General features: G+C 41.8%; 21 protein-coding genes and 1 riboswitch. Of the genes, 6 read left to right on the top strand and 15 right to left on the bottom strand.

Features of this window, described 5'->3' with window-relative positions:
* Positions 1–357 precede the first annotated feature (357 nt).
* The 6 genes from BUB05_RS02385 to BUB05_RS02360 all read left to right on the top strand — a co-directional run bounded on the left by BUB05_RS02385 (position 358) and on the right by BUB05_RS02360 (position 6,919).
* Positions 358–1,713 (top strand): aspartate-alanine antiporter-like transporter, encoded by a 1,356-nt coding sequence (locus tag BUB05_RS02385; RefSeq protein ID WP_073046573.1) that lies wholly within the window; start codon positions 358–360, stop codon positions 1,711–1,713.
* Between the two features lie 541 nt (positions 1,714–2,254).
* On the top strand, positions 2,255–3,403 hold the full coding sequence (locus tag BUB05_RS02380; protein ID WP_073046570.1) for an ABC transporter substrate-binding protein: 1,149 nt from the start codon (positions 2,255–2,257) through the stop codon (positions 3,401–3,403).
* 111 nt (positions 3,404–3,514) lie between these two features.
* On the top strand, positions 3,515–4,393 hold the full coding sequence (locus tag BUB05_RS02375) for a branched-chain amino acid ABC transporter permease (RefSeq protein WP_245819729.1): 879 nt from the start codon (positions 3,515–3,517) through the stop codon (positions 4,391–4,393).
* A 3-nt stretch (positions 4,394–4,396) separates the two neighbouring features.
* Positions 4,397–5,446: a branched-chain amino acid ABC transporter permease gene (locus BUB05_RS02370; protein WP_073046563.1), complete on the top strand. Its 1,050-nt coding sequence runs from the start codon at positions 4,397–4,399 to the stop codon at positions 5,444–5,446.
* A 1-nt stretch (position 5,447) separates the two neighbouring features.
* On the top strand, positions 5,448–6,206 hold the full coding sequence (locus tag BUB05_RS02365) for an ABC transporter ATP-binding protein (RefSeq protein ID WP_073046560.1): 759 nt from the start codon (positions 5,448–5,450) through the stop codon (positions 6,204–6,206).
* A gap of 8 nt (positions 6,207–6,214) precedes the next feature.
* On the top strand, positions 6,215–6,919 hold the full coding sequence (locus BUB05_RS02360) for an ABC transporter ATP-binding protein (protein WP_073046556.1): 705 nt from the start codon (positions 6,215–6,217) through the stop codon (positions 6,917–6,919).
* Positions 6,920–6,998: 79 nt separating this feature from the next.
* On the opposite strand, the gene BUB05_RS02355 is transcribed toward BUB05_RS02360, so the two are convergent.
* The 15 genes from BUB05_RS02355 to BUB05_RS02285 form a co-directional block, all read right to left on the bottom strand.
* Complete coding sequence (locus BUB05_RS02355) at positions 6,999–7,526, bottom strand: hypothetical protein (protein ID WP_073046553.1); 528 nt, start codon at positions 7,524–7,526, stop codon at positions 6,999–7,001.
* A 95-nt stretch (positions 7,527–7,621) separates the two neighbouring features.
* Positions 7,622–8,359 (bottom strand): peptidylprolyl isomerase, encoded by a 738-nt coding sequence (locus tag BUB05_RS02350; protein ID WP_073046550.1) that lies wholly within the window; start codon positions 8,357–8,359, stop codon positions 7,622–7,624.
* A gap of 108 nt (positions 8,360–8,467) precedes the next feature.
* Positions 8,468–8,884: a DUF1292 domain-containing protein gene (locus BUB05_RS18400; RefSeq protein ID WP_094762654.1), complete on the bottom strand. Its 417-nt coding sequence runs from the start codon at positions 8,882–8,884 to the stop codon at positions 8,468–8,470.
* 168 nt (positions 8,885–9,052) lie between these two features.
* A complete protein-coding gene (locus BUB05_RS02340) occupies positions 9,053–9,490 on the bottom strand; it encodes a threonine/serine exporter family protein (protein ID WP_073046547.1) in 438 nt (145 codons plus the stop codon).
* Entirely contained in the window at positions 9,487–10,275 is a 789-nt protein-coding gene (locus tag BUB05_RS02335; protein WP_073046544.1) for a threonine/serine exporter family protein, read from the bottom strand. The genes BUB05_RS02340 and BUB05_RS02335 overlap by 4 nt, the downstream gene beginning before the upstream one ends.
* Before the next feature lie 197 nt (positions 10,276–10,472).
* Positions 10,473–12,356, bottom strand: a complete 1,884-nt coding sequence (locus BUB05_RS02330; protein ID WP_073046541.1) for an aldehyde ferredoxin oxidoreductase family protein — start codon at positions 12,354–12,356, stop codon at positions 10,473–10,475.
* Between the two features lie 4 nt (positions 12,357–12,360).
* Entirely contained in the window at positions 12,361–12,771 is a 411-nt protein-coding gene (locus tag BUB05_RS02325; RefSeq protein WP_073046538.1) for a 4Fe-4S dicluster domain-containing protein, read from the bottom strand.
* A gap of 99 nt (positions 12,772–12,870) precedes the next feature.
* Positions 12,871–13,146, bottom strand: a complete 276-nt coding sequence (locus BUB05_RS02320; protein ID WP_073046536.1) for a MoaD/ThiS family protein — start codon at positions 13,144–13,146, stop codon at positions 12,871–12,873.
* A 177-nt stretch (positions 13,147–13,323) separates the two neighbouring features.
* Positions 13,324–13,449: riboswitch (molybdenum cofactor riboswitch) on the bottom strand.
* A 73-nt stretch (positions 13,450–13,522) separates the two neighbouring features.
* Positions 13,523–14,359: a MerR family transcriptional regulator gene (locus tag BUB05_RS02315; RefSeq protein ID WP_073046533.1), complete on the bottom strand. Its 837-nt coding sequence runs from the start codon at positions 14,357–14,359 to the stop codon at positions 13,523–13,525.
* 190 nt (positions 14,360–14,549) lie between these two features.
* Positions 14,550–15,992, bottom strand: a complete 1,443-nt coding sequence (nhaC, locus tag BUB05_RS02310) for a Na+/H+ antiporter NhaC (RefSeq protein ID WP_073046530.1) — start codon at positions 15,990–15,992, stop codon at positions 14,550–14,552.
* Between the two features lie 183 nt (positions 15,993–16,175).
* On the bottom strand, positions 16,176–17,036 hold the full coding sequence (locus BUB05_RS02305; protein WP_073046527.1) for a response regulator: 861 nt from the start codon (positions 17,034–17,036) through the stop codon (positions 16,176–16,178).
* 1 nt (position 17,037) lies between these two features.
* Positions 17,038–18,315: an ATP-binding protein gene (locus tag BUB05_RS02300; RefSeq protein ID WP_073046523.1), complete on the bottom strand. Its 1,278-nt coding sequence runs from the start codon at positions 18,313–18,315 to the stop codon at positions 17,038–17,040.
* A gap of 159 nt (positions 18,316–18,474) precedes the next feature.
* Complete coding sequence (locus tag BUB05_RS02295) at positions 18,475–19,155, bottom strand: HAD family hydrolase (protein ID WP_073046520.1); 681 nt, start codon at positions 19,153–19,155, stop codon at positions 18,475–18,477.
* Positions 19,155–19,616 (bottom strand): 6,7-dimethyl-8-ribityllumazine synthase, encoded by a 462-nt coding sequence (gene ribH, locus BUB05_RS02290; protein ID WP_073046517.1) that lies wholly within the window; start codon positions 19,614–19,616, stop codon positions 19,155–19,157. Before ribH ends, BUB05_RS02295 begins: the two co-directional genes overlap by 1 nt.
* Position 19,617: 1 nt before the next feature.
* Complete coding sequence (locus tag BUB05_RS02285; protein WP_073047160.1) at positions 19,618–20,826, bottom strand: bifunctional 3,4-dihydroxy-2-butanone-4-phosphate synthase/GTP cyclohydrolase II; 1,209 nt, start codon at positions 20,824–20,826, stop codon at positions 19,618–19,620.
* Positions 20,827–20,828: the final 2 nt, after the last annotated feature.

Below are 20,828 nucleotides of genomic sequence, written 5' to 3'. Positions count from 1 at the left end.
AAGGACGTCCTTGAAACAATTTAAGCATTTTAGCTACTATATATTATCAGAATGTCTGTTCATAGTCAATCAAACAACGAATATTTTTTTGTTTATTTTCGTATTTGTTTATTCACATCCAAATAATTGCATCTGTTACTAAAACAATAAGCCATTTATCAATACAAAAGGCTGACATGACGAATAAATTTCAATCTTCACATTTATTAGTTCGTTAATTGTTTAACGCTTTATTTGTGTAATAATTTTAAATTTCATTTAATTTATTTAAAAAACTATTTAATATATATTGAAAATGTTTTCCTGCGGCGGTATCCATGATAGATTTATAACAAAGAAAGATTTAGGAGGTAGTATATGGAATTCAATATTACTGAATGGATTATGAATCCCTTCGTACTAATGTTTATTACTGTTTTATCAGGTATGCTTTTCGGGAAAGTCAAATTCGGAAAGTTCAGCTTCGGAATTTCAGGATGTCTTTTCACAGGGCTTGTTATAGGATGGGGAATCCTTAAATATGCCAAAGACCTCGACGACAGCAAATATGCAACTGACTTGATAGTATCTGGTGTAATACCCAAGAACTTTTTCTATCTGTTCCTAATATTGTTTGTTGCAGCAGTAGGTCTTCTAGCATCAAAGGATATGGGCCTTGTTCTCAAGAGATATGGTACAAAATTTGTTGTACTGGGAATACTCATTACATTCCTTGGCGCATCTACGACTTATGCCATGACACTTCTCAACTCAAAGGCAAGTCCATACGAAGTGTCAGGAGTCTATACAGGGGCTCTAACCAGCTCACCGGGCCTTGCCGCAGCCATTGAAACAGCAACAGGTCATGCTACTGACTGGTCAGAAGAATACGAATACCTTCCGGCAGAAGAGAAGGAAAGATTCCTATATATACTTGGCGAAGAAGGCGCCACTTCAGAAAACACTCCAACACTCACCGACGAGCAAAAGACAGCATTCATAAACAACGCAGCTGCAGAAATCGGAGTTGGTCATGCAATAGGATACCCAATGGGAGTTGTAATAGTAATAATAGCAGTTAACTTCTTCCCAAAACTTTTTGGAATAGATGTAGAAGATGAAAAGAAAAAATACAGGGCTGAGATGGAACAAGCCAGAAGTGAAATAGGAGGAAAACAAATTGAAGAAGTATCTTTTGACCTTACCGCATTTATACTTGCCTGTTTTGTTGGCTTTACGATTGGCAAGCTTAAGATAAACCTGGGGCCTCTGGGCTTCCTTTCACTCGGAGCCACTGGTGGAGTTCTAATAGGTTCACTTATTCTTGGACATATCGGAAAGATCGGTCCTCTCAATTTCAGAATGAGCAACCAGATTTTGGGTACCATAAGACAGATATCCCTTGCTTTCTTCCTTGCTGTCGTTGGACTTAGATATGGATTCAAGGTTTTCGAATCACTGGCAGGAACAGGTGCATATCTTGCTCTGGTATCCGTAGTTGTCGGAATAGTTGCCATGGGCATAGGCTTCTTCGTAGGAAGACATGTCTTCAAAATCAACTGGACAATGCTTTCAGGAGCCATCTGTGGAGGAATGACTTCAACACCCGGACTTGGAGCTGCTGTCGATGCAGTTGGAAGTGACGACCCTGCAACAGGATATGGAGCCACTTATCCATTTGCGCTCCTGGGAATGGTTGTATTCACCATCATGCTTCACAATATGCCTATGTAGTTTAATATATTCCTCAATATAAACCCTAAATATCACAGAATAATTGACAGCAAAAGGAGCCTTCCGGCTCCTTTTTGCTGTATACATATTAAAGCTGTCCAATATTTAACCAACCTTATTGTATAAAAGACCTGTTAGCATAACAGGAAATAGTTGTAATGCCAAGTTTAATGTGTAATGTTTTGCACTTCCTGCATATTTATGCATCAAATAAACCTAGCAATCTCTTCTTCTGACGTCAACTATTATTGTACTAAAATCAGATCATTTATCAGGATTGTATTTTTAAAAACAAACATTGTATAAAAATGTTACAATATTGTAACATTCAATTGTAGCCTTTTTTAGCCGCCATAACGTATTTTTGTGCACTAATTAATTTGTGCGCGTAACAAACACACAATTCGTTTACACAAAGTCAATTAGATTACAACTTTGTAATTTTTTGTTTATTCGCAATAAAAACCACTTGAATAATTATTAACCCTGGTATACAATATATAAAGAATTTTCATTAAATCTTGGGGAGGACAAAAACAAAATGAAAAAAAGAATTTTAGCATTAATGATAATAGCCGTATTGGTATTATCAACAGTACTTACAGGTTGCGGCACCAGCGAAACCGCAGAAATTGAAGAAGCACAAGTAATCAAGCTTGGTTTCATAGGACCTTTGACAGGTGACTACAGTCTTTACGGCGTATCAAACGACGAAGGTGTAAGACTTGCAGTTGAAGAAATCAATGCAGCTGGCGGAGTCAACGGAAAGATGCTTGAAGTTGTATCCTACGACTCAAAGGGAGACAAGACTGAAGGTGTCAATGCATACAACAGACTTAGAGACCAGGATGGAATAACTGCACTTCTTGGAGCTACATTCAGTGGTGTTACTCTTTCTGTAAAGGAAATTGCAGTAGAGGACGGAATGCCCGTACTTACTCCTACAGCAACTCACGCTGATGTAACTATCGATGCACCGAACGTATTCAGAGCATGCTACACTGACGCATACCAGGGAATCACTGCAGCAGTTTTCGCAGCTGAAAACCTTGGAGCTACAAAAGCAGCGATCCTTTACAACACAGAAGATGCTTACTCTGAAGGACTTGCAGTTTCATTCAACGAGAAATTCGCTGAAAACGGAACTGTGACAAGCTACGAGGGATACACAAAGAACGACGCGGACTTCAAAACAGTTCTTACAAAGATTCAGGCTGAAAACCCGGATGTACTTTTCCTTCCTGACTATATAGCAAAGGTTGGAACAATACTTGCTCAAATAGAAGAAATCGGACTTGATGTTGTATGCATAGGTGTTGACGGATGGGACGGAATCGAAGAAGATTATGCAGATGTTGCAGAAGGACACTATTTCGTAAACCACTACGCAAAAACTGATGAAGCTGAAATCGTTCAAAACTTCATAGCAGCTTACGAAGAAATGTGGGACAAAACTCCAAACGCTCTTGCAGCACTTGGATATGACGCAGCATACATCATGAAGGATGCTCTTGAAAAAGCTGGTTCCGAAGATTCAGAGGCTATAATAGCAGCTCTTGCAGAAACTGATTCAGACGGTGTAACCGGACATATAGTATTCGATGAAAACGGAGACCCTCAAAAAAGCATTTCAGTTATCCAGATCGTAGACGGAACACACGTTCTGGCTGCAAAGGTTAGCGGAAACTAAAAGCAACACATAGACATTCAACAATTATAACGGAGATATGGATAAAACCTTGTAGGAGAGATTATGTCTCTCCTACAGTTTTATTTGCTATCCAAAGGAGGAACGACATTGATTTTATTCTTACAGCAGTTGATAAACGGTCTGTCCGTAGGTAGTATATATGCTGTAATAGCCCTTGGTTACACCATGGTTTACGGTATAATCAAGCTGATCAACTTTGCCCACGGCGAAGTAATGATGATGGGTGCATATTTCGCATTCATTACAGTTATTGCAACTGGAATGCCCTTCATAGCAGTGCTCGTTGTATCAATGGTACTGGCAGCACTTCTGGGTATTACTATTGAGACACTGGCATACAAGCCATTAAGAAAGGCACCAAGAATATCCGCACTAATAACTGCAATAGGTATGAGTTTATTTCTGCAGAATCTGGCCCTTGTAATATTCAAGGCAGACCCAAAAGTTATGCCATCTGACGTTATAGTAAAAAAACCTATAATGATCGGACCGCTACAAATAGGTACAGTAACCATAATAACAATAGTACTTTCAATATTCTTCATGGTATTATTGGATTTCTTCATTAAAAGAACAAAACCCGGAAAAGCAATGAGAGCAGTTTCTGAAGACAAGGAAGCTTCAATTCTTATGGGGATCAACGTAAACAGGACAATAAGCATCACATTCGCCATCGGTTCGGCACTTGGTGCTTTGGGTGGAGTACTTTACGCCATCGCATATACCCAGGTGTATCCTACAATGGGAATAATGCCTGGACTTAAGGCTTTTGTAGCCGCTGTACTCGGTGGTATAGGCCTCATTCCCGGAGCCATGCTTGGAGGTTTTGTAATAGGTATGGTCGAAACCATTACAAAAGCATACATTTCCAGCCAGTGGTCAGACGCCATAGTATTCGGTATACTCATAGTGGTTCTTATATTCAAACCTACAGGCATACTTGGCAAAAACGAAAGAGAGAAGGTGTAGAAAATGAATACAAACATAAAGAGAAGTTATACATTCAATATCGTATCCATCATTCTCCTCTTCATAGTGATGAAGGTTCTAATATCCGCCAACATATTGACTAGATACTATACGGGCATTGTCATTTTCATTTGCATAAACATAGTCCTTGCAACAAGTCTTAATCTTGCAACAGGATATCTGGGCCAGCTGGCACTTGGACATGCCGGCTTTATGGCCGTGGGAGCCTATGCTTCCGCCATAACGGCAATTGCACTTAAACCTACGCTTTATGCACACCTTAAGAGTCTGCAACTGCCGGAATATCTGGACTTTCTGCCGGGATTGGTTATTCTGCTAATCAGTCTGACCGTAGCCGGCATTGTAGCAGGACTTGTAGGTATAGCGATTGGTATACCGGCCCTCCGTTTAAGAGGCGACTACCTGGGTATAATCACCCTTGGATTCGGTGAAGTCATAAGGGTGGTCATCAACAATATGAGGGGTTTAACAGGCGGAGCCCAGGGACTTACAGGAATTCCCAGGATTTCAAGCTTCAACAGCGTATTCTGGATTACCGTTTTGGTAGTTGGAATTCTATACACACTTACCCACTCCAGACAGGGACGGGCGATAATCTCGATCAGAGAAGATGAAATAGCTGCAGAAGCCGTAGGAATACAGACAACCAGATACAAGGTTATGGGCTTTGCAATTGCAGCATTTTTTGCCGGTATCGGCGGCGGTCTCTACGCTCATTATATAGCCGTCTTGGATCCCAACACATTTGGATTCATGAGATCCGTTGAAATACTGGTTATTGTCGTACTTGGTGGAATGGGAAGCTTGACGGGGTCAATTATTGCAGCAATCCTATTGACAATACTTCCAGAAGCACTGAGGGATTTTGCAGAGTACAGACTTCTGATCTATTCCGGACTGCTTGTTGTAATGATGATATTCAGGCCTCAGGGAATATTCGGAACACACGAATTCTCAATGTCAAAGTTTGTTCACAAGCTTAGGCACAACCAGATTATCTCACCGAGAAAAGAAATAAAGGAAGGTGAATAATATGGCATTATTGGAAACCAAAGGAGTAGTAATGCAATTTGGCGGACTGAGAGCCGTTGACAATTTTGAAGTATCCATTGAGGAACACGAGCTTGTTGGTCTTATCGGTCCAAACGGTGCCGGGAAAACTACAATATTCAACATGCTCACGGGAGTATATACCCCAACCGAAGGAAGCATCACGCTTGCGGGAGTTGACGTTACCGGCAAAAAGCCATACGAAATTGTAAGGCACGGCGCAGCAAGAACATTCCAAAACATAAGGCTTTTCAAAGACCTGACAGTGATAGACAATATTAAGATAGCCTATCACAACGAAATGAACTATTCCACATTGGAAGGAATATTCAGAGGAAAAAGGTACTGGGCCGAAGAAAAGAAAGCACAACAGGAATGTCTTGATTTCCTGAAAATTTTCGATATGGAGGACTATGCAGATACTCTTGCAAAAAATCTTCCTTACGGAAAACAGCGAAAACTTGAAATAGCGAGAGCACTTGCTACAAATCCCAAAATATTAATGCTTGATGAGCCTGCTGCCGGAATGAATCCTCAGGAAACCCACGAACTGATGGAGACAATCCATTTCATCAGGGACAAGTTCGATATAACAATACTGCTAATCGAACATGACATGAATCTTGTCATGGGTATCTGCGAAAGAATAGTGGTTATCGACTACGGAAAGATTATTGCCAAGGGAACTCCTGACGAGATCAAGAACAATCCCGACGTAATAAGGGTATATTTGGGAGAGTAGGTGAAAAGATGTTAAAAATTGAAGATATAAATGTTTTTTACGGTAAAATACATGCCATACACGACCTGAGTTTTCATGTCAAAGAAGGCGAGATTGTAACACTTATCGGTGCTAACGGAGCAGGAAAGACCACAATTCTAAAGACTATTTCAGGAATTCTAACTCCATCCAGCGGTATAGTGAAGTTCAGGGATGAAAATATGGCAAGCATTCCGGCCCATCAGATAATCGATATGGGAATGGCCCACGTTCCAGAAGGCAGAAGGGTGTTTTCGAAGATGAGCGTGCTGGAAAACCTTGAAATGGGTGCTTTTATAAGAAAGGACCAACGTGAAATCAAGGAAGACCTCGAAATGGTATTCACCAGATTCCCAAGGCTAAAGGAAAGGATGAAGCAAACCGCAGGAACACTAAGCGGTGGCGAGCAGCAGATGCTTGCAATGGGAAGGGCTCTAATGTCAAGACCTAGGATCATCCTCATGGACGAGCCTTCAATGGGGCTGGCTCCAATCCTCGTTGATGAAATATTCAAGATCATAAGGGACGTAAACGATGCCGGCACTACAGTTCTTCTCGTTGAACAGAATGCAAACAAGGCCCTTAAGATTGCCGACAGAGGCTACGTACTTGAAACAGGAAGCATAATCGCCGAAGGAAAAGCCAGCGATCTTCTTGAAGACCAGGCTGTCAAAGAAGCTTATCTTGGTGGCTGATATCACCTGATTGTGAAACAAAGGCTAAATAAATCAAGGCACATGGAAATTCCAATCAATTTCCATGTGCCTTTAAATTTTATTTTTGATCCCTGTAACCTTCCCTTATGACTCTGTACTCACCTGTAACTGTATCAACTTCGAATATATTGAAGTTTGTTCTGATATCAAATCCTTCGTAATGGGTTGCTAAATTTATTGAAGCCGAACCTCCAGCACCGCTGGTTATCCTGTGGAAAACTCCAGGCGGCCACACCACAACTGCATTTCCATCACAAATTTTCACCCCGTTGTGTTCTATAGAGTCAGGAGTTATTAGAAACCTTTCTATTTTTCCATGTTCAGGAGTGTAAACTTCAACATGCCTTTCCCCAGCAAGTACAAAGAGATTGTCCGCCTGATGCGGATGCATGTACCATGTTTTCTCAACATCTCCTACCGGCCCCGGCGATATGGCATTTCCCTTGTGAATAACCCGGTCAACAGCATCTACTTTGGGAACCATGGACTTGTCCATAATATCAAAGTCAACTCCCGGAGTACGCCTGAACTCCTTTAACATAATAACCCTGTACAGCCCTTCAATTTCTTCCAAGATATAATCCATAACCCGCCTCCATACACTTTAATGATTTTGCCCGATTTATAATATTATATCACAAGAATGAACCGACAACCATCAAAGGCTATCGGTTCCACGTTTTAATTGTTTATTGTTGGATTCGTAAATTCGTAACCGTTCAGGTCAACTCTTATGCTCTCCATAACTACATCCTCTTCCGGTTTGTCTCCATAGCCCGTTTTCACATTTGCAAGCCTGTCAACCTCTTCAAACCCGTATATGACATTCCCAAAGGCTGCATAGTCTCCATCGAGGAAGGTTGCATCACCGTGGACTATGAAGAACTGGCTTCCCGCTGAATTGTAGTCCCTGCTTCTAGCCATGGATATGACTCCCGGCGTGTGGCTCAGATCGTTGTCAAAACCATTCTTTGCAAACTCACCGTCTATTGAATAACCGGGATTTCCCGTTCCTGTTCCAAGGGGGTCTCCTCCCTGTATCATGAAATCCACGATTATTCTATGGAAAACAAGACCGTCATAGAATCCCGACCTTGAAAGAGCCAGGAAATTATTCACAGTATTGGGAGCAGTTTCAGGATACAGCTCAAGAATTATGTCATCTCCATCTTTTATGCTTACCTTCACTATGGGCAATCCCTCCTCAGGAACATAGTCGCTGCCAGGCAGGCATTCCGCCCTGTATTCGTCAAAATCGAAATCTTCAACCTCGCCATCCCAGAAACCTTCACTGTCACTTTTTTCTCCATCAGCATTATCTTCTGCAGGCTCTTCCTGCTGCCCGCAACCGACAAGAATTGACAGGGACAAAACCGCTGCCAATATAAATACCAATAATCTTCTCAAATCAATTTTCATAAATCTACCACCTTTTAACAAATTCAAATATTATAAATTAAAATACAATAGAGATGAACACCCGTTCATCTCTATGATAATAAGCATTATATTACAAGTCGGAAAATTTTATTCCTCGTCCATTCCTCCGAAGATCTCTTCAAATACACTTCCTACCTTTTCGAATTCATCGTCGGACTCTATAGCCAGAAGCTCAACACCTTCCTCATCTTCCTTGTATCCGTAGATGAAGTATTCCTCCTGTCCCTCTGGAAGAAGTGCAATGTATTCCTGCTCGTCAATTTCAACGACTGCAAGAACAAGGCATTCCTTTTCTTCTCCGTCGTCGAAAGTAACCATCATTGTATCTTCGCTTGCTTCCTGCGGAAGTTCACGATCATGTGCACCGCATTCGCATTCGTGTCCGCATCCTTCATGGTTATGCTCTTCATGACTCTCACAGCATTTGTCTTCCTTGTTGTCTGTACAACAGTTGTCTTTTTCTAAGTTATCATCGCCGCAGCAGCAGTTATGTTCTTTACTCATATTAAATCTCCTAAATTTTATTTATCATCAGGCTTGTCATTTCCTATAGCATAGGAAGGTTAAGTATACATACCCTCTTTCTTGAAAACATATGTCCTGTTGATTTATTGTATAATATCATAATCTATACCCTAAAATCAACGCTTTAGTCTCTTAAAAGCATTAAGTTTAGTTCATATTCCCTCTCCGGCTTCCATGAATCTTTCTTCCTATGGAAGTCGTCAGTATCACAGCACTTGAAATAGCCAATGCCACTAGAACAGTCTCCGTCCCAACCTCCATGGCTTCAATGTAATCGGATTCGATTATTTTTTTCATTGAATAATAAAGGCCATATCCAGGCACAAGTGGAATGATTCCGGGAACAACATAAACAGTGGCAGGCACCCTTCTTAATTTAGCCATTATTTCACTGACCATGCCCACTGCCAGAGCTCCCGTAAACGCCGCCATGACTATGGAGTCAAATTGAAGGAGGAAAAGCGAGTACACCGTCCATCCCACAGCCCCTCCTGTAGAAGCAAGCACCAGTTGTTTCCGGGGTATATTAAACAATACTCCAAATCCGAAAGTACACAAAAAGGAGAAAATAAAATCCAGTATCATATTCTTCCTCCAAATATCATAATATATCCCTGGAGAATCGTACCTACTCCAAGAGCCAAAGAGACCGCTATCCAAACCGCCTCCGTCATCCTTGATGTTCCCGAAACCAAATCCCCTGATATTATATCCCTGATTGCATTGACTATTGCAAGTCCCGGTACCAGGGGCATGATGGAACCAATTATTATACTGTCAATGTCTGCACCCAATCCGAAGTATTCCAGCGACTTCACCATAACCAGCGTCGACAGCATATTTATCATGCCTCCAATAAAGTTCTTCACAAAGAACGGAAGCCTGTATTTGTCGGATATCATTGTGAATATGATTACCAGTACACTTGTTGCAAAGGCAAGAGGAAATTCAATCAAACCTCCACCAAACAAGAGGCTGAAAAATCCTCCCACAATGCCGCCGCCTAAAACAATCTCCCATTTCTTGAATTCCGGTGCACTGTTTATTTTTTCAAGCTCTTTGTCGGCATAAGCCACTGCAAGGTCTCCGGAAGCAAAGCTTCTGGAAAAATTATTAACCATTGCTATTCTTTCAAGGTCCACCCTTTTGACATTTGTCCTATGAATAATGGAATAGTATTCCCCTTCATATTCGAGGTTTATGAATATTCCTGTAGGAATTACAAAGCAGCTTGCATTTTCAATACCCTTGGAATTGCATATCAGATTTATTGTCTCCTCCACCCTATAGGTTTCGGCGCCATTTTCAAGAAGAATCCTTCCTGCCTTAAGCGACAGCTTGAGTATCCTGTTTATTTCATTCCTGTTCATATATTTCTCCAATTTTCCTAGACTGCATAACACCAATGTGAAAGGCATATGAATTTTCACTTTCCAAGACTTCAAAAATACTCAAATTTGTGAAATTTACTGTATTATAACAAACAACCCCTGTGGAAATCAAGCGATTTTCACAGGGGTTGTCGACCTTAATATTTGTCCATTTAATTGAATATATCTATACTTTGTTATTTTTGGGCAAGAAGGCCGTTGTATATATCCTCCATACCAAGCTCCTGGAATTTTTCCCTTGTCGGAATAGCCTTTTCCTTGTCATAGGAGCATGCCTCGTAATACCTGTCAAGGGCACTTTCCATGTCTACCTTCCTTCCTTTTGGAGGTCCTGCAAAGGCTCCTTCAGTCATGAAGCGATTAGGCAGCTTGTCGTCTTCCCTTCTGAACCCCCTTTCATAGTTCAAGGCTCTTTCGAGAGCTATCGTCCTTTCAGCCTTTCTGAGAAGTTCTTCCTTGTCTGTATCTATCCCCGTAAGTGCAGTATAAAGGGCTGCAAGGGTGGTTGCGTGAAGCTCGCAGTTGATTACATTGAAGTCACATATTCCTATAAGGTTCGTAACTACAAAGAATTCCTTCACCGATTTCAACCATTCCTTTGATTCACTGTCATCGAAGGGATCTCTCGGCTCCTCAACTCCAAGGTCTGGATACAGATATCCAAATGCATCTATGGTAGCAGCATAGGGCCTCATATGGCAGGCTCCCCTTTCGGAAGTTCCGAAGGATACTGTCATAGCAGAGCTTCCCCTTGGGTCTGTAGCTGATATTTCCATACCCTTTACAGTCATTGTGTAGTCAAGGGCCCTGCCTCCGATTTTCTCCGCTGCAACCTGGGATCCGTCAGCAAACAAGTCTCCGCAACCTTCCCTTAGGCCCATCTTTCTTATAAGCTCCACCATTGCCTTTCCATTTCCGAAATTCAGTTCTAGTCCGTCGAGGTCTTCTTTTGTGATAATTCCCTCTTCAAACAATTCCATGGCAGCCGATATCGTCGCTCCTCCTGAAATTGTATCCAAACCGTATATTGTCAAATAATAGTTTGCCATTGCTATGTCCTCGTATGAATTAACTCCACATCTTGGACCAAGAGCTGCAATTGTTTCATATTCAAGTTCACCAATCCCTACGTCTTCTCCAGAACCTGTATTCTTCATCACAACATACTTGTGGCAACCAAGCTGGCATGAATAACAGGCTCTTCTTCTGACATCAAACTTTTCCCTGTTGTTCCAAAGATTGTAAGGCATTATAGGTTCAAGCTTCTCGAAATAGTTCTGTCTGAAGTTCCTGGTTGGAAGCATTCCGCATTCATTGGCTCCGTCAAGCCATGCAGGAGTTCCATATCCATGGACTGGCCCCCAGGTATACACCTCATCCCTTATTTCCTTTATCGCTACCGCATTTATCTCAAGGAACCTGTCCTTGTCTTCTATCTCTATCTTCCCGGTTCCCCTGACTGCTACGGCCTTAAGATTCTTTGATCCCATTACGGCACCTGCTCCCCCTCTTCCGGCAAAACAGTCGTCGCTGAAAATGCAGGCAAGACTCGAAAGCATTTCTCCACCCTGCCCTATGCATGAAATCTTGAATTCCTTGCCCAATTCCTCATAGAGCATTTCAGTGGTTTCCCTTGTATTTTTGCCCCAGAGATGGGATGCTTCCCTGATTTCCACCTTGTCGTCATCTATGACCACAATTACCGGCTTGTCTGCCTTTCCTTCAAATATGACAGAATCATATCCTGCAAACTTGAGCTCGGCCCCGAAATGGCTTCCCATGTTTGACGACCCTATGGTATTGGACAGCGGCGAAAGAAAATTTATCGAGGTTCTTGATGCAGAAGCCATGGGAGTTCCTGTAAGCGGTCCCGTGTTGAAGGACAGGATGTTCTTCTCCGATAGAGGTTCCGCATCATGGGGAACCTCATCCCACAATAACGCCACTCCATAACCTTCTCCTCCAAGGTATCTTTTCACATATTCTTCGTTGAGCTTTTCCCTGCCTATACTTCCGGACGTCAGGTCTATCCTCAATACACAATCCTTATATCCTTTCATTTCATCACCATCCCAATGCCTGTCTAGGGCAAATTTTCACACATTCCGGAACTCCACCGCACAAGTCACATTTAAAGGCCATTGACCTTCCCTCTACTTCTATCATGCTTATGGCATTTACTGGACAATCCTCGGCGCATTTCCCACAGCCGATGCAGGCATCGCTTATTGTCACCGCACCAGTGAATGCATCCCTGGATATGGCATCGGCCAGACAGCGTTCCGCACATACCATGTCCTCGCACTGCTGACATACGGTCTGGTTGAAATGACCTATTTTCTTTTCCTTGATCTTTATTCCTGTAGCAGCCGGATCAACCGCTCCCAAATGAAACACAGAACACACCGATTCGCATGCCCTGCAACCCTGACACAGGTCAGGATTTACCCTTACTTTAATTACTCCCGGTTTCATAAAATCCTCCTTAAAATTTTTATAAACACCAGATAAACACATCGTCTGGTTATTGATACCTTCAGATTTGCGTACCTTGTTGATCAAGACGGTATTCCCTTATCCACCTCCTCCTGCTATGAATATTTCTACCGTGTCCCCTTCTTCAATAACCGTAGTTTTCCTTGAAATACTGTTATTCACACTTGCAATGAGCCAGCTGGGCTTAATAGTTATCTCCAGAAACTCAAGAAGTCCATGGATATCAATCCCCGACTCAACTTCCATATCCTTGTCCCTGAAGCCTGCTGAAGAAGCCAGCATTCCCTTCAGCTTCACTCTTATGAGAATGTTTCCCACCTCCATCTTTACTAAAATTCTAAGTAAAGTTATCATATTTCACACAACCAGTTTAGCAATTATGAATAACAGCGAGGTCTCGACTTCGACGACCTTGAATCAACATAATAAATTGTAGATTCATGGAAGGAGGGAGTAGGGAGCCGTTAGTCATAATTGTGGAGCGGTTACAATAATACCAACTTTACCAGACATCAAAAAAGAGCATACCCGAAATATTCGAATAGCTCCTTTGCAATCACGGCAGGCATAAAATCACTTTTAATACCCATAGTCCCTATATTCCTGATTCTGTCTATGTTTTCTGCCGGAACATAAGAATCGGAGATTTATTTGATTTTCCACTAATTAAATTATAAACCCTATTGTTACAATAGGGTCAAGGATGTTCTATTATTTTATTTTAATCCATTCATCTTATTGGAACCTGTAGTCTGATATACATTCCCCTGCTGTTTTCATCGAATACGGGAAGCTCAGTTATCACTTCACAGAGATAGTCTCCCACTATTTCATATCCATTTCCGCTGACATGGTCAAGAAGCTTTTCCGCATAATACAGTTCGTTTTCAAAGCCCTCCTCACCCTTGAAACAGATGCAGGCGTATTTACCTTCCATTACACTCTCGAATCCTTCCTCCCTGCTGTAGTCATTGTCAACAAAGACGAAAATCTCGGTGGATTTGTAGTTTCTAGCTTTAATGTTTTTCTTTCTAATTATGGAACCGACATTGTGGAAGTATATCATGGGAAGGTTGTTGAGCTGTACCTGATTCTTCAATTCCCTAAGCATATACTCATAGGTCTCTATACCCTTTTCATATATGTTCATTCCGCTGTCATAACAAAAAATACGCCTTTCGGAAAACTCTATAATTCTTACAGACTCATCTTCAAGGGTTCTTTCATATTCCCCGAGATTCTCCTTGAACCTCATTGCCCCTCTTTCCATTATTTCAAGCTTCTTCTTGTTTTCCTCTATCCACTTAAGCTGCCGGTTCAGGTTCTCAACTATAAGTTCAATGTCGTTCTTTTCAAAAAGCTTCTTTATCTGGTCAAGGGACATTCCCAGAAGCTTCATATAGTTGATAAGGTCAAGCTTGGCACTCTGGTTTATGTGATAATACCTGTATCCCGTATCCTCATCCACCATCGACGGCTTAAGAAGCCCAATATTGTCATAATGCCTCAAGGTCTGTATGGTGACCTTGTTCACCTTTGCCATCTCACCTATTTTAAGCCTGTTCATGGAACCATCCCCCTTGTCATCTAATAATTGTTTATCAAATATTCATTGATAAAACACAAGTGCATGTATAATTATATCATGAATGCTTTTTTACACAAAAGAAAAACCGCCGGTTGCTTAAAACCGACGGTTCCTGTGTCATCATATATGTTACAAGCCCGAAAAACCATTCCCATAATTTGCAATTCAGTTATTTGCCAATTTGCTCCGCTACTCCCCTGAACGCCTTCTTCTCTTCCCTTGCACTCTTCACCTTTTCCATTGTGATTCCGGTATATCCGTAGAATATGGAAATCAACGGGTTAAGAAGGTTGAGGAATGCATATGGCGCATATGCAAACGGATGAACTCCCAGAGTCTTGTACATGAATGCTCCACAAGTGTTCCAGGGCACAAGTGCCGATGTAAGAGTTCCCGAATCTTCAAGGACTCTTGAGAGGTTCTTTGGATGAAGTCCCTTCTCGTCGAATATATCCTTGTACATTCTACCTGTTATAACTATTGACAGGTACTGGTCGCCTGCAACGAAGTTACATGCAATTGCAGTAAGCACTGCTGAAAGAACAACTGATCCAGTGCTGCTTGCCAGTGAAAGTATCTTTCTTGCTATCGCTTCAAGCATCCTTGTCTTTTCCATTATTCCGCCGAAGCACATTGCACAGATTATAAGAGACACTGTCCACATCATTCCGTCGATTCCACCTCTTGAAAGAAGGGTATCAACAGCTTCAACTCCTGTATCGGATACAAATCCGTAATGTACTACATCTATTATGGCTCCAAGGTCCGCTCCCTGGAATACCACTGCAAATATTGCTCCAACAGCAGTTCCGCCTATTAGTCCCGGTATGGCAGGAATCTTGAATACAACCATGAATATTACAAGTACCGGTGGTACGAGAAGCAGCGGGCTCACTGCAAACTGTGAAGTGATTCCATCAAGTATTACCTGGATATTATGTGTATCCAGAGTGTTTCCGGCATATTTAATGCCTATGATTCCGTATAGTATCAATGCTATTACAAGACTTGGAATAGTAGTATAAAGCATGTGTCTTATATGTTCAAAAAGCTCCGATCCTGCCATTGCAGGAGCAAGGTTTGTCGAGTCGGAAAGAGGTGATAATTTGTCTCCGAAATATGCACCGGAGATTATTGCTCCAGCCACTATGTGAAGAGGTATGCCGAGGCCTTCTCCTATACCTATAAGTGCTATACCTACAGTACCGGCAGTAGTCCACGAACTTCCCGTAGCTATGGAAACGATTGCACATATGATCGTAGTTGCAACCAGGAATATACCCGGAGATATTATCTGCAGCCCGTAGTATATCATTGAAGGAACTGTTCCTGACAGGATCCATGCTCCCGTCACTGCACCGATTATCATGAGTATCAGTATTGCCTGCATTGAAATCCTTATGGTTTCAACTATTGCATCTTCCATTTCCTTCCAGGTGTATCCTGAAGTCATTCCTATTAAAGCTGCCACAATTGCCGTAGCCAGAATCGGAATATGAGGATCCGCACCGTAGATGTTGATTCCTACAAAAAGTGAAGCGATTAAAAATATTACCGGTATTATTGCCTTCCCGAATGTCATGTTTTTAGCCTTTGTCTCTTTGATTGACATATAAGTCCTCCTAAATTTAATAAAGATTGTGGTGCCATGGTGCCGTGGTATCGTTTTCTTAAATACATTCTAAATATGGAGAACAAAAAAATACAAAAAAATACCAAAATAGCAAAAAAAATCACAAAAACTTTTAGTTTCTGTGATTTTTTAAGCTGATAATAAAGGGGCTTGAATATTCTTTTAATTTTCCCTAAGCTCCTGATTTGCCATAAGGTTGTCAATAAACTTCTTTACGTTTATCTTACCGCCAGACATCCTGTTTCCACGTATGTAATCCATCTGGGCCTTGACATCCTGAAAATTGTACAGCGAATTGGAATATCTGGTGAAAGTAATGTTCATATAGTCTTCAATGCCTATGTTTGCAAGATTGTTAAGACCCATGTTGACAGCCCTCCTGATTCTCTGCTCCATCGCTTTTGGATTGTCATCGGTGAGTTTTTTGCATATGTCCTTGAACCTGTAGTCATATATTGACACCTTGTTTTCAACAAGGTATCTGCATACCTTCAGTATGTCCTCTCCGCCCTTTTCACCAAGAATTCCAAGTCTGTTGAGAATTCTTCTTATGCTGGTGATTATATCCGTTACCGGGTCGTCATCATCCTTCCTGCCTGAGGCTTTTTCCTTCTTGACAACTACACTGCTTATCTGGGAAAAGATTTTTTCCATGTTAATCTTTTCAGCAATCTTTTCCATTACAATCTTCACTTCTATATTGTTTATAGGTTTGTTGATGAAGAATTCTATTCCTGACTTGTATGCACTGCTTATCATGTTTTTCGTATTGACATGGGAAATCATTATGAACTTTATGCTTTCATTGTGCTTCCTTATGTCGTTGACCATCTCGATTCCATCCTTTTCAGGCATCAAAAGGTCTATAAGAACAATATCCGGCTCCAGCGACAGTATTTCGTCGACAGCAGCCTCCCCTCCAAGGGAAAATCCTATTACTTCGCCAAGGTCGTTGTCCTCGATTATGTTTTCCAATACCTTGATTGCAGATATGTCATCGTCAACTATGTATATTCTAAGCATCTTAACCTCCCAGATTACCCTTAGGTATGGATATCTTAAAAACCGTACCGGCACCGTATTCAGATTCAACGGTTATTTCACCGCCGAACTTGTTTTCCACAACGGACTTCACAAGGGTAAGGCCTATTCCCCTGCTGATGCTGCCGGTGTTCTCATTGAACTTCGTCGAAAATCTCGGTGTAAAAATATATTTAAGGTTTTTCTCCTTTATTCCCTCACCGTTGTCTCTTACTGTAAATACATCGTTCCCATTTTCCGAATATTGTCTGACTTCCACAAGTCCCTTTCCTTCCTTCTTCTCAACGGCTTCTATAGCATTGTTGATGAGATTTCTGAAAACGGACATAAAGGAGAAATGCTCCTCTATATAATAATTGTCCTCTATGTCGAAGAAAATGTCTATGTCCTTTTCCGTATGCTTAAGTATCCTTTCGGTGCTTTCCCTCAGGATATCAAACACATCCTTCATTTTCATCTTGCTGGTCTTGAGCTTCCTGTCCATTATTTCATCTATTCCACGAATGACCCTGATATAATCCTTCTTTATTTCATGGACATCCTTTGCTATGGATAGGGAAAGCTTCTTAAGGGACTGGTCGATTTCCGCACTGGATATTTCACCGTAGAGTGTATAGGCATCATTCATCACATTCTCTATATAGCTGAGATTCATGTCGAGAAAGTATGTTTCAGCTTTCAGGTCAGTAGCTATGGACATGAGGTTCTTGTTGCTGTCCTCGTGCTCCTCCCTTACGGCCAGAAGCTCAAAATGTCTCAGGATCCTTATTACGATAACCGCTATAGCTGCTCTTATAAGGGCGGCAATGACAATATATTGGACAGTTTCAGGCTTCTGGGTTCCCGGCAGGGTAAATACCCTTGTGATGAATTCAAATAGATTGCCTGTGAAATCACAAAGGAAAAATATGAAAAAGCTCCTTAAAGCCGTGATCCTTACCTGACTTTTGGTATATAGCAAATAAAACACAAGTCCATACATGAAATAGAAAGGAATTTCCTGATAACTGCTCATGAGCGCAGCTGTAAAATCACCTGTCAACATTGCAAGAAGCCAGCTTCTTGACAGTATTTCCGCTATTCCCGCAAATACCAGTGCAATAATTGGATTAACCTCATGGTACATGTTCAGAAGCAGAGGATAAAACACCACTGCAAAGGTTAACCTGAATCCCTCAATGGGTACATCAAGATAGAAAAGAGAAGCCAGCACGTCTACAATGGCTATCACCGCTATTTGTCTGATATATTTTATCTTCATAATATAATCAATCTCCGGCTAATATTCTGTAATCCATTATATATCTAATATATCCATCTTGCAAACAAAACAAGCAATCTAAAAACAAAACAGCGGCTTATGTTTTACAACATTCAGCCGCCTTTACATGTCACAATTCACATAATAATGATTATTCTTCTATTTAAATATCTCCAGCAGCTCAGATATGTCATTTATCAGCCTGTCCGCATCCTTCAACTCTTCACTGTTGCCGTATCCGTAAAGACAGCCTATTGTGCAGACATCGTTGCCGACTCCTACCTCCATATCCTTGTGCCTGTCCCCGACCATTGCAAATCCGGGCTTCAGCGAGCCGCTTACCATCCTGAATATTTCATCCTTCGGTATGAATCCAAACTCTTCCGAAGAATATATATGGTCGAAGTATCTGTCGAGATTAAAAACCTCGGTGACCATGTCCCTGTATTTCACACTGCAGTTGCTCATAAAAACAAGGCTATATCCTCTTTTCTTGAGCCCTTCAAGAACTTCAAGGGCTCCATGGTACAAAACTCCCTTGCCGCCCGAAAGGAGACTGTTCATCTCCTTTCCTATCATTCCTCCTGCCTTGTGCCTTATATCTGTGTCTAGGTCGGGCATGAAGTCCTTCCACATCTCTTCCTTGGTGAAACCAAGCCATCTGGCTATTTCTCCGTCTGCCCACTCTTTTTCCTCGGCACAACCCAGATCCACAAGGAATCTGTAGCACTTCCTGAATGCAGGGCCGTAGACCTTTATGCTTTCATGTATGGTGCCGTCAAAGTCAAGTATTATTGTCTTTACATCTTCAATAATACATTTTTTTGAGCTCTCCGCCATTAGATTTCCTGAAGGAGGTTTACCATTTCAACTGCAGTCAGAGCAGCCTCAAATCCCTTGTTGCCTGCCTTTGTGCCGGCTCTCTCAATGGCCTGCTCAATTGAATCAGTAGTGAGAACACCAAAGATTACAGGAATTTCAGTTTCTAAGGAAACATGGGCAACACCCTTTGTCACTTCATTTGAAACATAGTCGAAGTGAGGAGTAGACCCCCTTATTACGGCACCGAGACAGATGACAGCATCATATCTGCCGGTTTTAGCCATTTTCTTTGCAATAAGTGGTATTTCAAAGGCTCCCGGCACCCATGCAACCTCGATGTTGTCCTCTTCGACACCATGTCTCTTAAGTCCGTCAATTGCTCCGGAAAGTAGCTTTCCACCTATAAACTCATTGAACCTTCCAACTATGATTCCATACTTCTTGTCCTGTGATACCAGTTTTCCCTCATAAATTTTCATCTTATTCTTCCTCCTCGAAGTCCAGCATGTGGCCCATTTTCTCTTTTTTTGTTTTCAGATAAAATTCATTTCTTTCATTGTGGTTCATTTGTATAGGCACCCTGTCGACTACCTCAATGCCATATCCTGACAATCCGGTGATTTTCTTGGGATTGTTGGTCATAAGCCTCATCTTTCTGACACCCAAATCGTATAGTATCTGTGCACCTATTCCATAATCCCTCATGTCATCCGGGAATCCAAGCTCTATATTCGCTTGCACCGTATCCATTCCCTGATCCTGAAGTGCATAGGCCTTGATCTTGTTTATGAGACCTATTCCCCTTCCTTCCTGCCTCATGTAAAGAAGTACTCCCTTGCCCTCGGCAGCTATCTTTTTCATTGCTTCGGCATACTGCTCTCCGCAGTCGCACCTTGTTGATCCAAAAGCATCCCCTGTAAGACATTCCGAGTGGACCCTTACCAAAACCTCATCGCCTTCCTGGATGTCGCCCTTTACAAGTGCCACATGATGCTCTCCATTTAGCTTGTTTATAAAACCTATCATCCTGAATTCGCCGTACTTTGTCGGAAGGTTGGCTTCCGCAACCCTTTCCACAAGCACTTCCTTCATTCTCCTGTAGGCAATAAGCGCCTCAATGGATATTATCTTCAGGTTGTGCTTCTTGACATATTCCATAAGCTGGGGAACCCTTGCCATGGTACCGTCGTCGTTCATTATCTCGCATATTACGCCTGCCGGATACAGTCCTGCAAGCTTTGCAAGGTCTACAGCAGCCTCAGTGTGTCCTGCTCTCTTCAGAACTCCTCCGTCTTTTGCCGCCAGAGGAAAGATATGTCCAGGTTTTGTAAAATCTCCAGGTCTTGACTCCGGATTTACAAGCTGGAGTATTGTATTGGCCCTTTCCTGACATGATATGCCTGTAGTTGAACTTATATGGTCAACAGAGACAGTGAAAGCCGTCTCCTTGGGATCGGTGCTGTCAGTAATCATCGGAAATATTTTCAATTCCTCCAGCCTTTCCTTTTCCATGGGAGTGCATATAAGCCCTCTGGCATGCATCGCCATGAAGTTGATTGCTTCATCAGTGGCCATTTCTGCAGCCATGAGAAGGTCGCCTTCATTTTCCCTGTCCTCATCGTCTACCACTACTACCATTTTTCCTGCTTTGATATCTTCAATTGCTTCTTCTACCGTATTGAATTTCATTT

The sequence above is a fragment of the Dethiosulfatibacter aminovorans DSM 17477 genome (assembly GCF_900142005.1).
GTDB classification, from domain to species: Bacteria; Bacillota; Clostridia; order Tissierellales; family Dethiosulfatibacteraceae; genus Dethiosulfatibacter; species Dethiosulfatibacter aminovorans.
The sequence above is the reverse complement of the archived record's forward strand: the minus strand, read 5'-3'. Positions and strand labels throughout refer to the sequence as shown.

What these genes read in the sequence shown, in the direction of transcription:
- BUB05_RS02385 (WP_073046573.1), top strand. Translation starts at nt 358, where the DNA reads ATGGAATTCAATATTACTGAATGGATTATGAATCCCTTCGTACTAATG.
- BUB05_RS02380 (WP_073046570.1), top strand. Translation starts at nt 2,255, where the DNA reads ATGAAAAAAAGAATTTTAGCATTAATGATAATAGCCGTATTGGTATTA.
- BUB05_RS02370 (WP_073046563.1), top strand. Translation starts at nt 4,397, where the DNA reads ATGAATACAAACATAAAGAGAAGTTATACATTCAATATCGTATCCATC.
- BUB05_RS02365 (WP_073046560.1), top strand. Translation starts at nt 5,448, where the DNA reads ATGGCATTATTGGAAACCAAAGGAGTAGTAATGCAATTTGGCGGACTG.
- BUB05_RS02360 (WP_073046556.1), top strand. Translation starts at nt 6,215, where the DNA reads ATGTTAAAAATTGAAGATATAAATGTTTTTTACGGTAAAATACATGCC.
- BUB05_RS02355 (WP_073046553.1), bottom strand. Translation starts at nt 7,526, where the DNA reads ATGGATTATATCTTGGAAGAAATTGAAGGGCTGTACAGGGTTATTATG.
- BUB05_RS02350 (WP_073046550.1), bottom strand. Translation starts at nt 8,359, where the DNA reads ATGAAAATTGATTTGAGAAGATTATTGGTATTTATATTGGCAGCGGTT.
- BUB05_RS18400 (WP_094762654.1), bottom strand. Translation starts at nt 8,884, where the DNA reads ATGAGTAAAGAACATAACTGCTGCTGCGGCGATGATAACTTAGAAAAA.
- BUB05_RS02340 (WP_073046547.1), bottom strand. Translation starts at nt 9,490, where the DNA reads ATGATACTGGATTTTATTTTCTCCTTTTTGTGTACTTTCGGATTTGGA.
- BUB05_RS02335 (WP_073046544.1), bottom strand. Translation starts at nt 10,275, where the DNA reads ATGAACAGGAATGAAATAAACAGGATACTCAAGCTGTCGCTTAAGGCA.
- BUB05_RS02330 (WP_073046541.1), bottom strand. Translation starts at nt 12,356, where the DNA reads ATGAAAGGATATAAGGATTGTGTATTGAGGATAGACCTGACGTCCGGA.
- BUB05_RS02325 (WP_073046538.1), bottom strand. Translation starts at nt 12,771, where the DNA reads ATGAAACCGGGAGTAATTAAAGTAAGGGTAAATCCTGACCTGTGTCAG.
- BUB05_RS02320 (WP_073046536.1), bottom strand. Translation starts at nt 13,146, where the DNA reads ATGATAACTTTACTTAGAATTTTAGTAAAGATGGAGGTGGGAAACATT.
- BUB05_RS02315 (WP_073046533.1), bottom strand. Translation starts at nt 14,359, where the DNA reads ATGAACAGGCTTAAAATAGGTGAGATGGCAAAGGTGAACAAGGTCACC.
- nhaC (WP_073046530.1), bottom strand. Translation starts at nt 15,992, where the DNA reads ATGTCAATCAAAGAGACAAAGGCTAAAAACATGACATTCGGGAAGGCA.
- BUB05_RS02305 (WP_073046527.1), bottom strand. Translation starts at nt 17,036, where the DNA reads ATGCTTAGAATATACATAGTTGACGATGACATATCTGCAATCAAGGTA.
- BUB05_RS02300 (WP_073046523.1), bottom strand. Translation starts at nt 18,315, where the DNA reads ATGAAGATAAAATATATCAGACAAATAGCGGTGATAGCCATTGTAGAC.
- BUB05_RS02295 (WP_073046520.1), bottom strand. Translation starts at nt 19,155, where the DNA reads ATGGCGGAGAGCTCAAAAAAATGTATTATTGAAGATGTAAAGACAATA.
- ribH (WP_073046517.1), bottom strand. Translation starts at nt 19,616, where the DNA reads ATGAAAATTTATGAGGGAAAACTGGTATCACAGGACAAGAAGTATGGA.
- BUB05_RS02285 (WP_073047160.1), bottom strand. Translation starts at nt 20,826, where the DNA reads ATGAAATTCAATACGGTAGAAGAAGCAATTGAAGATATCAAAGCAGGA.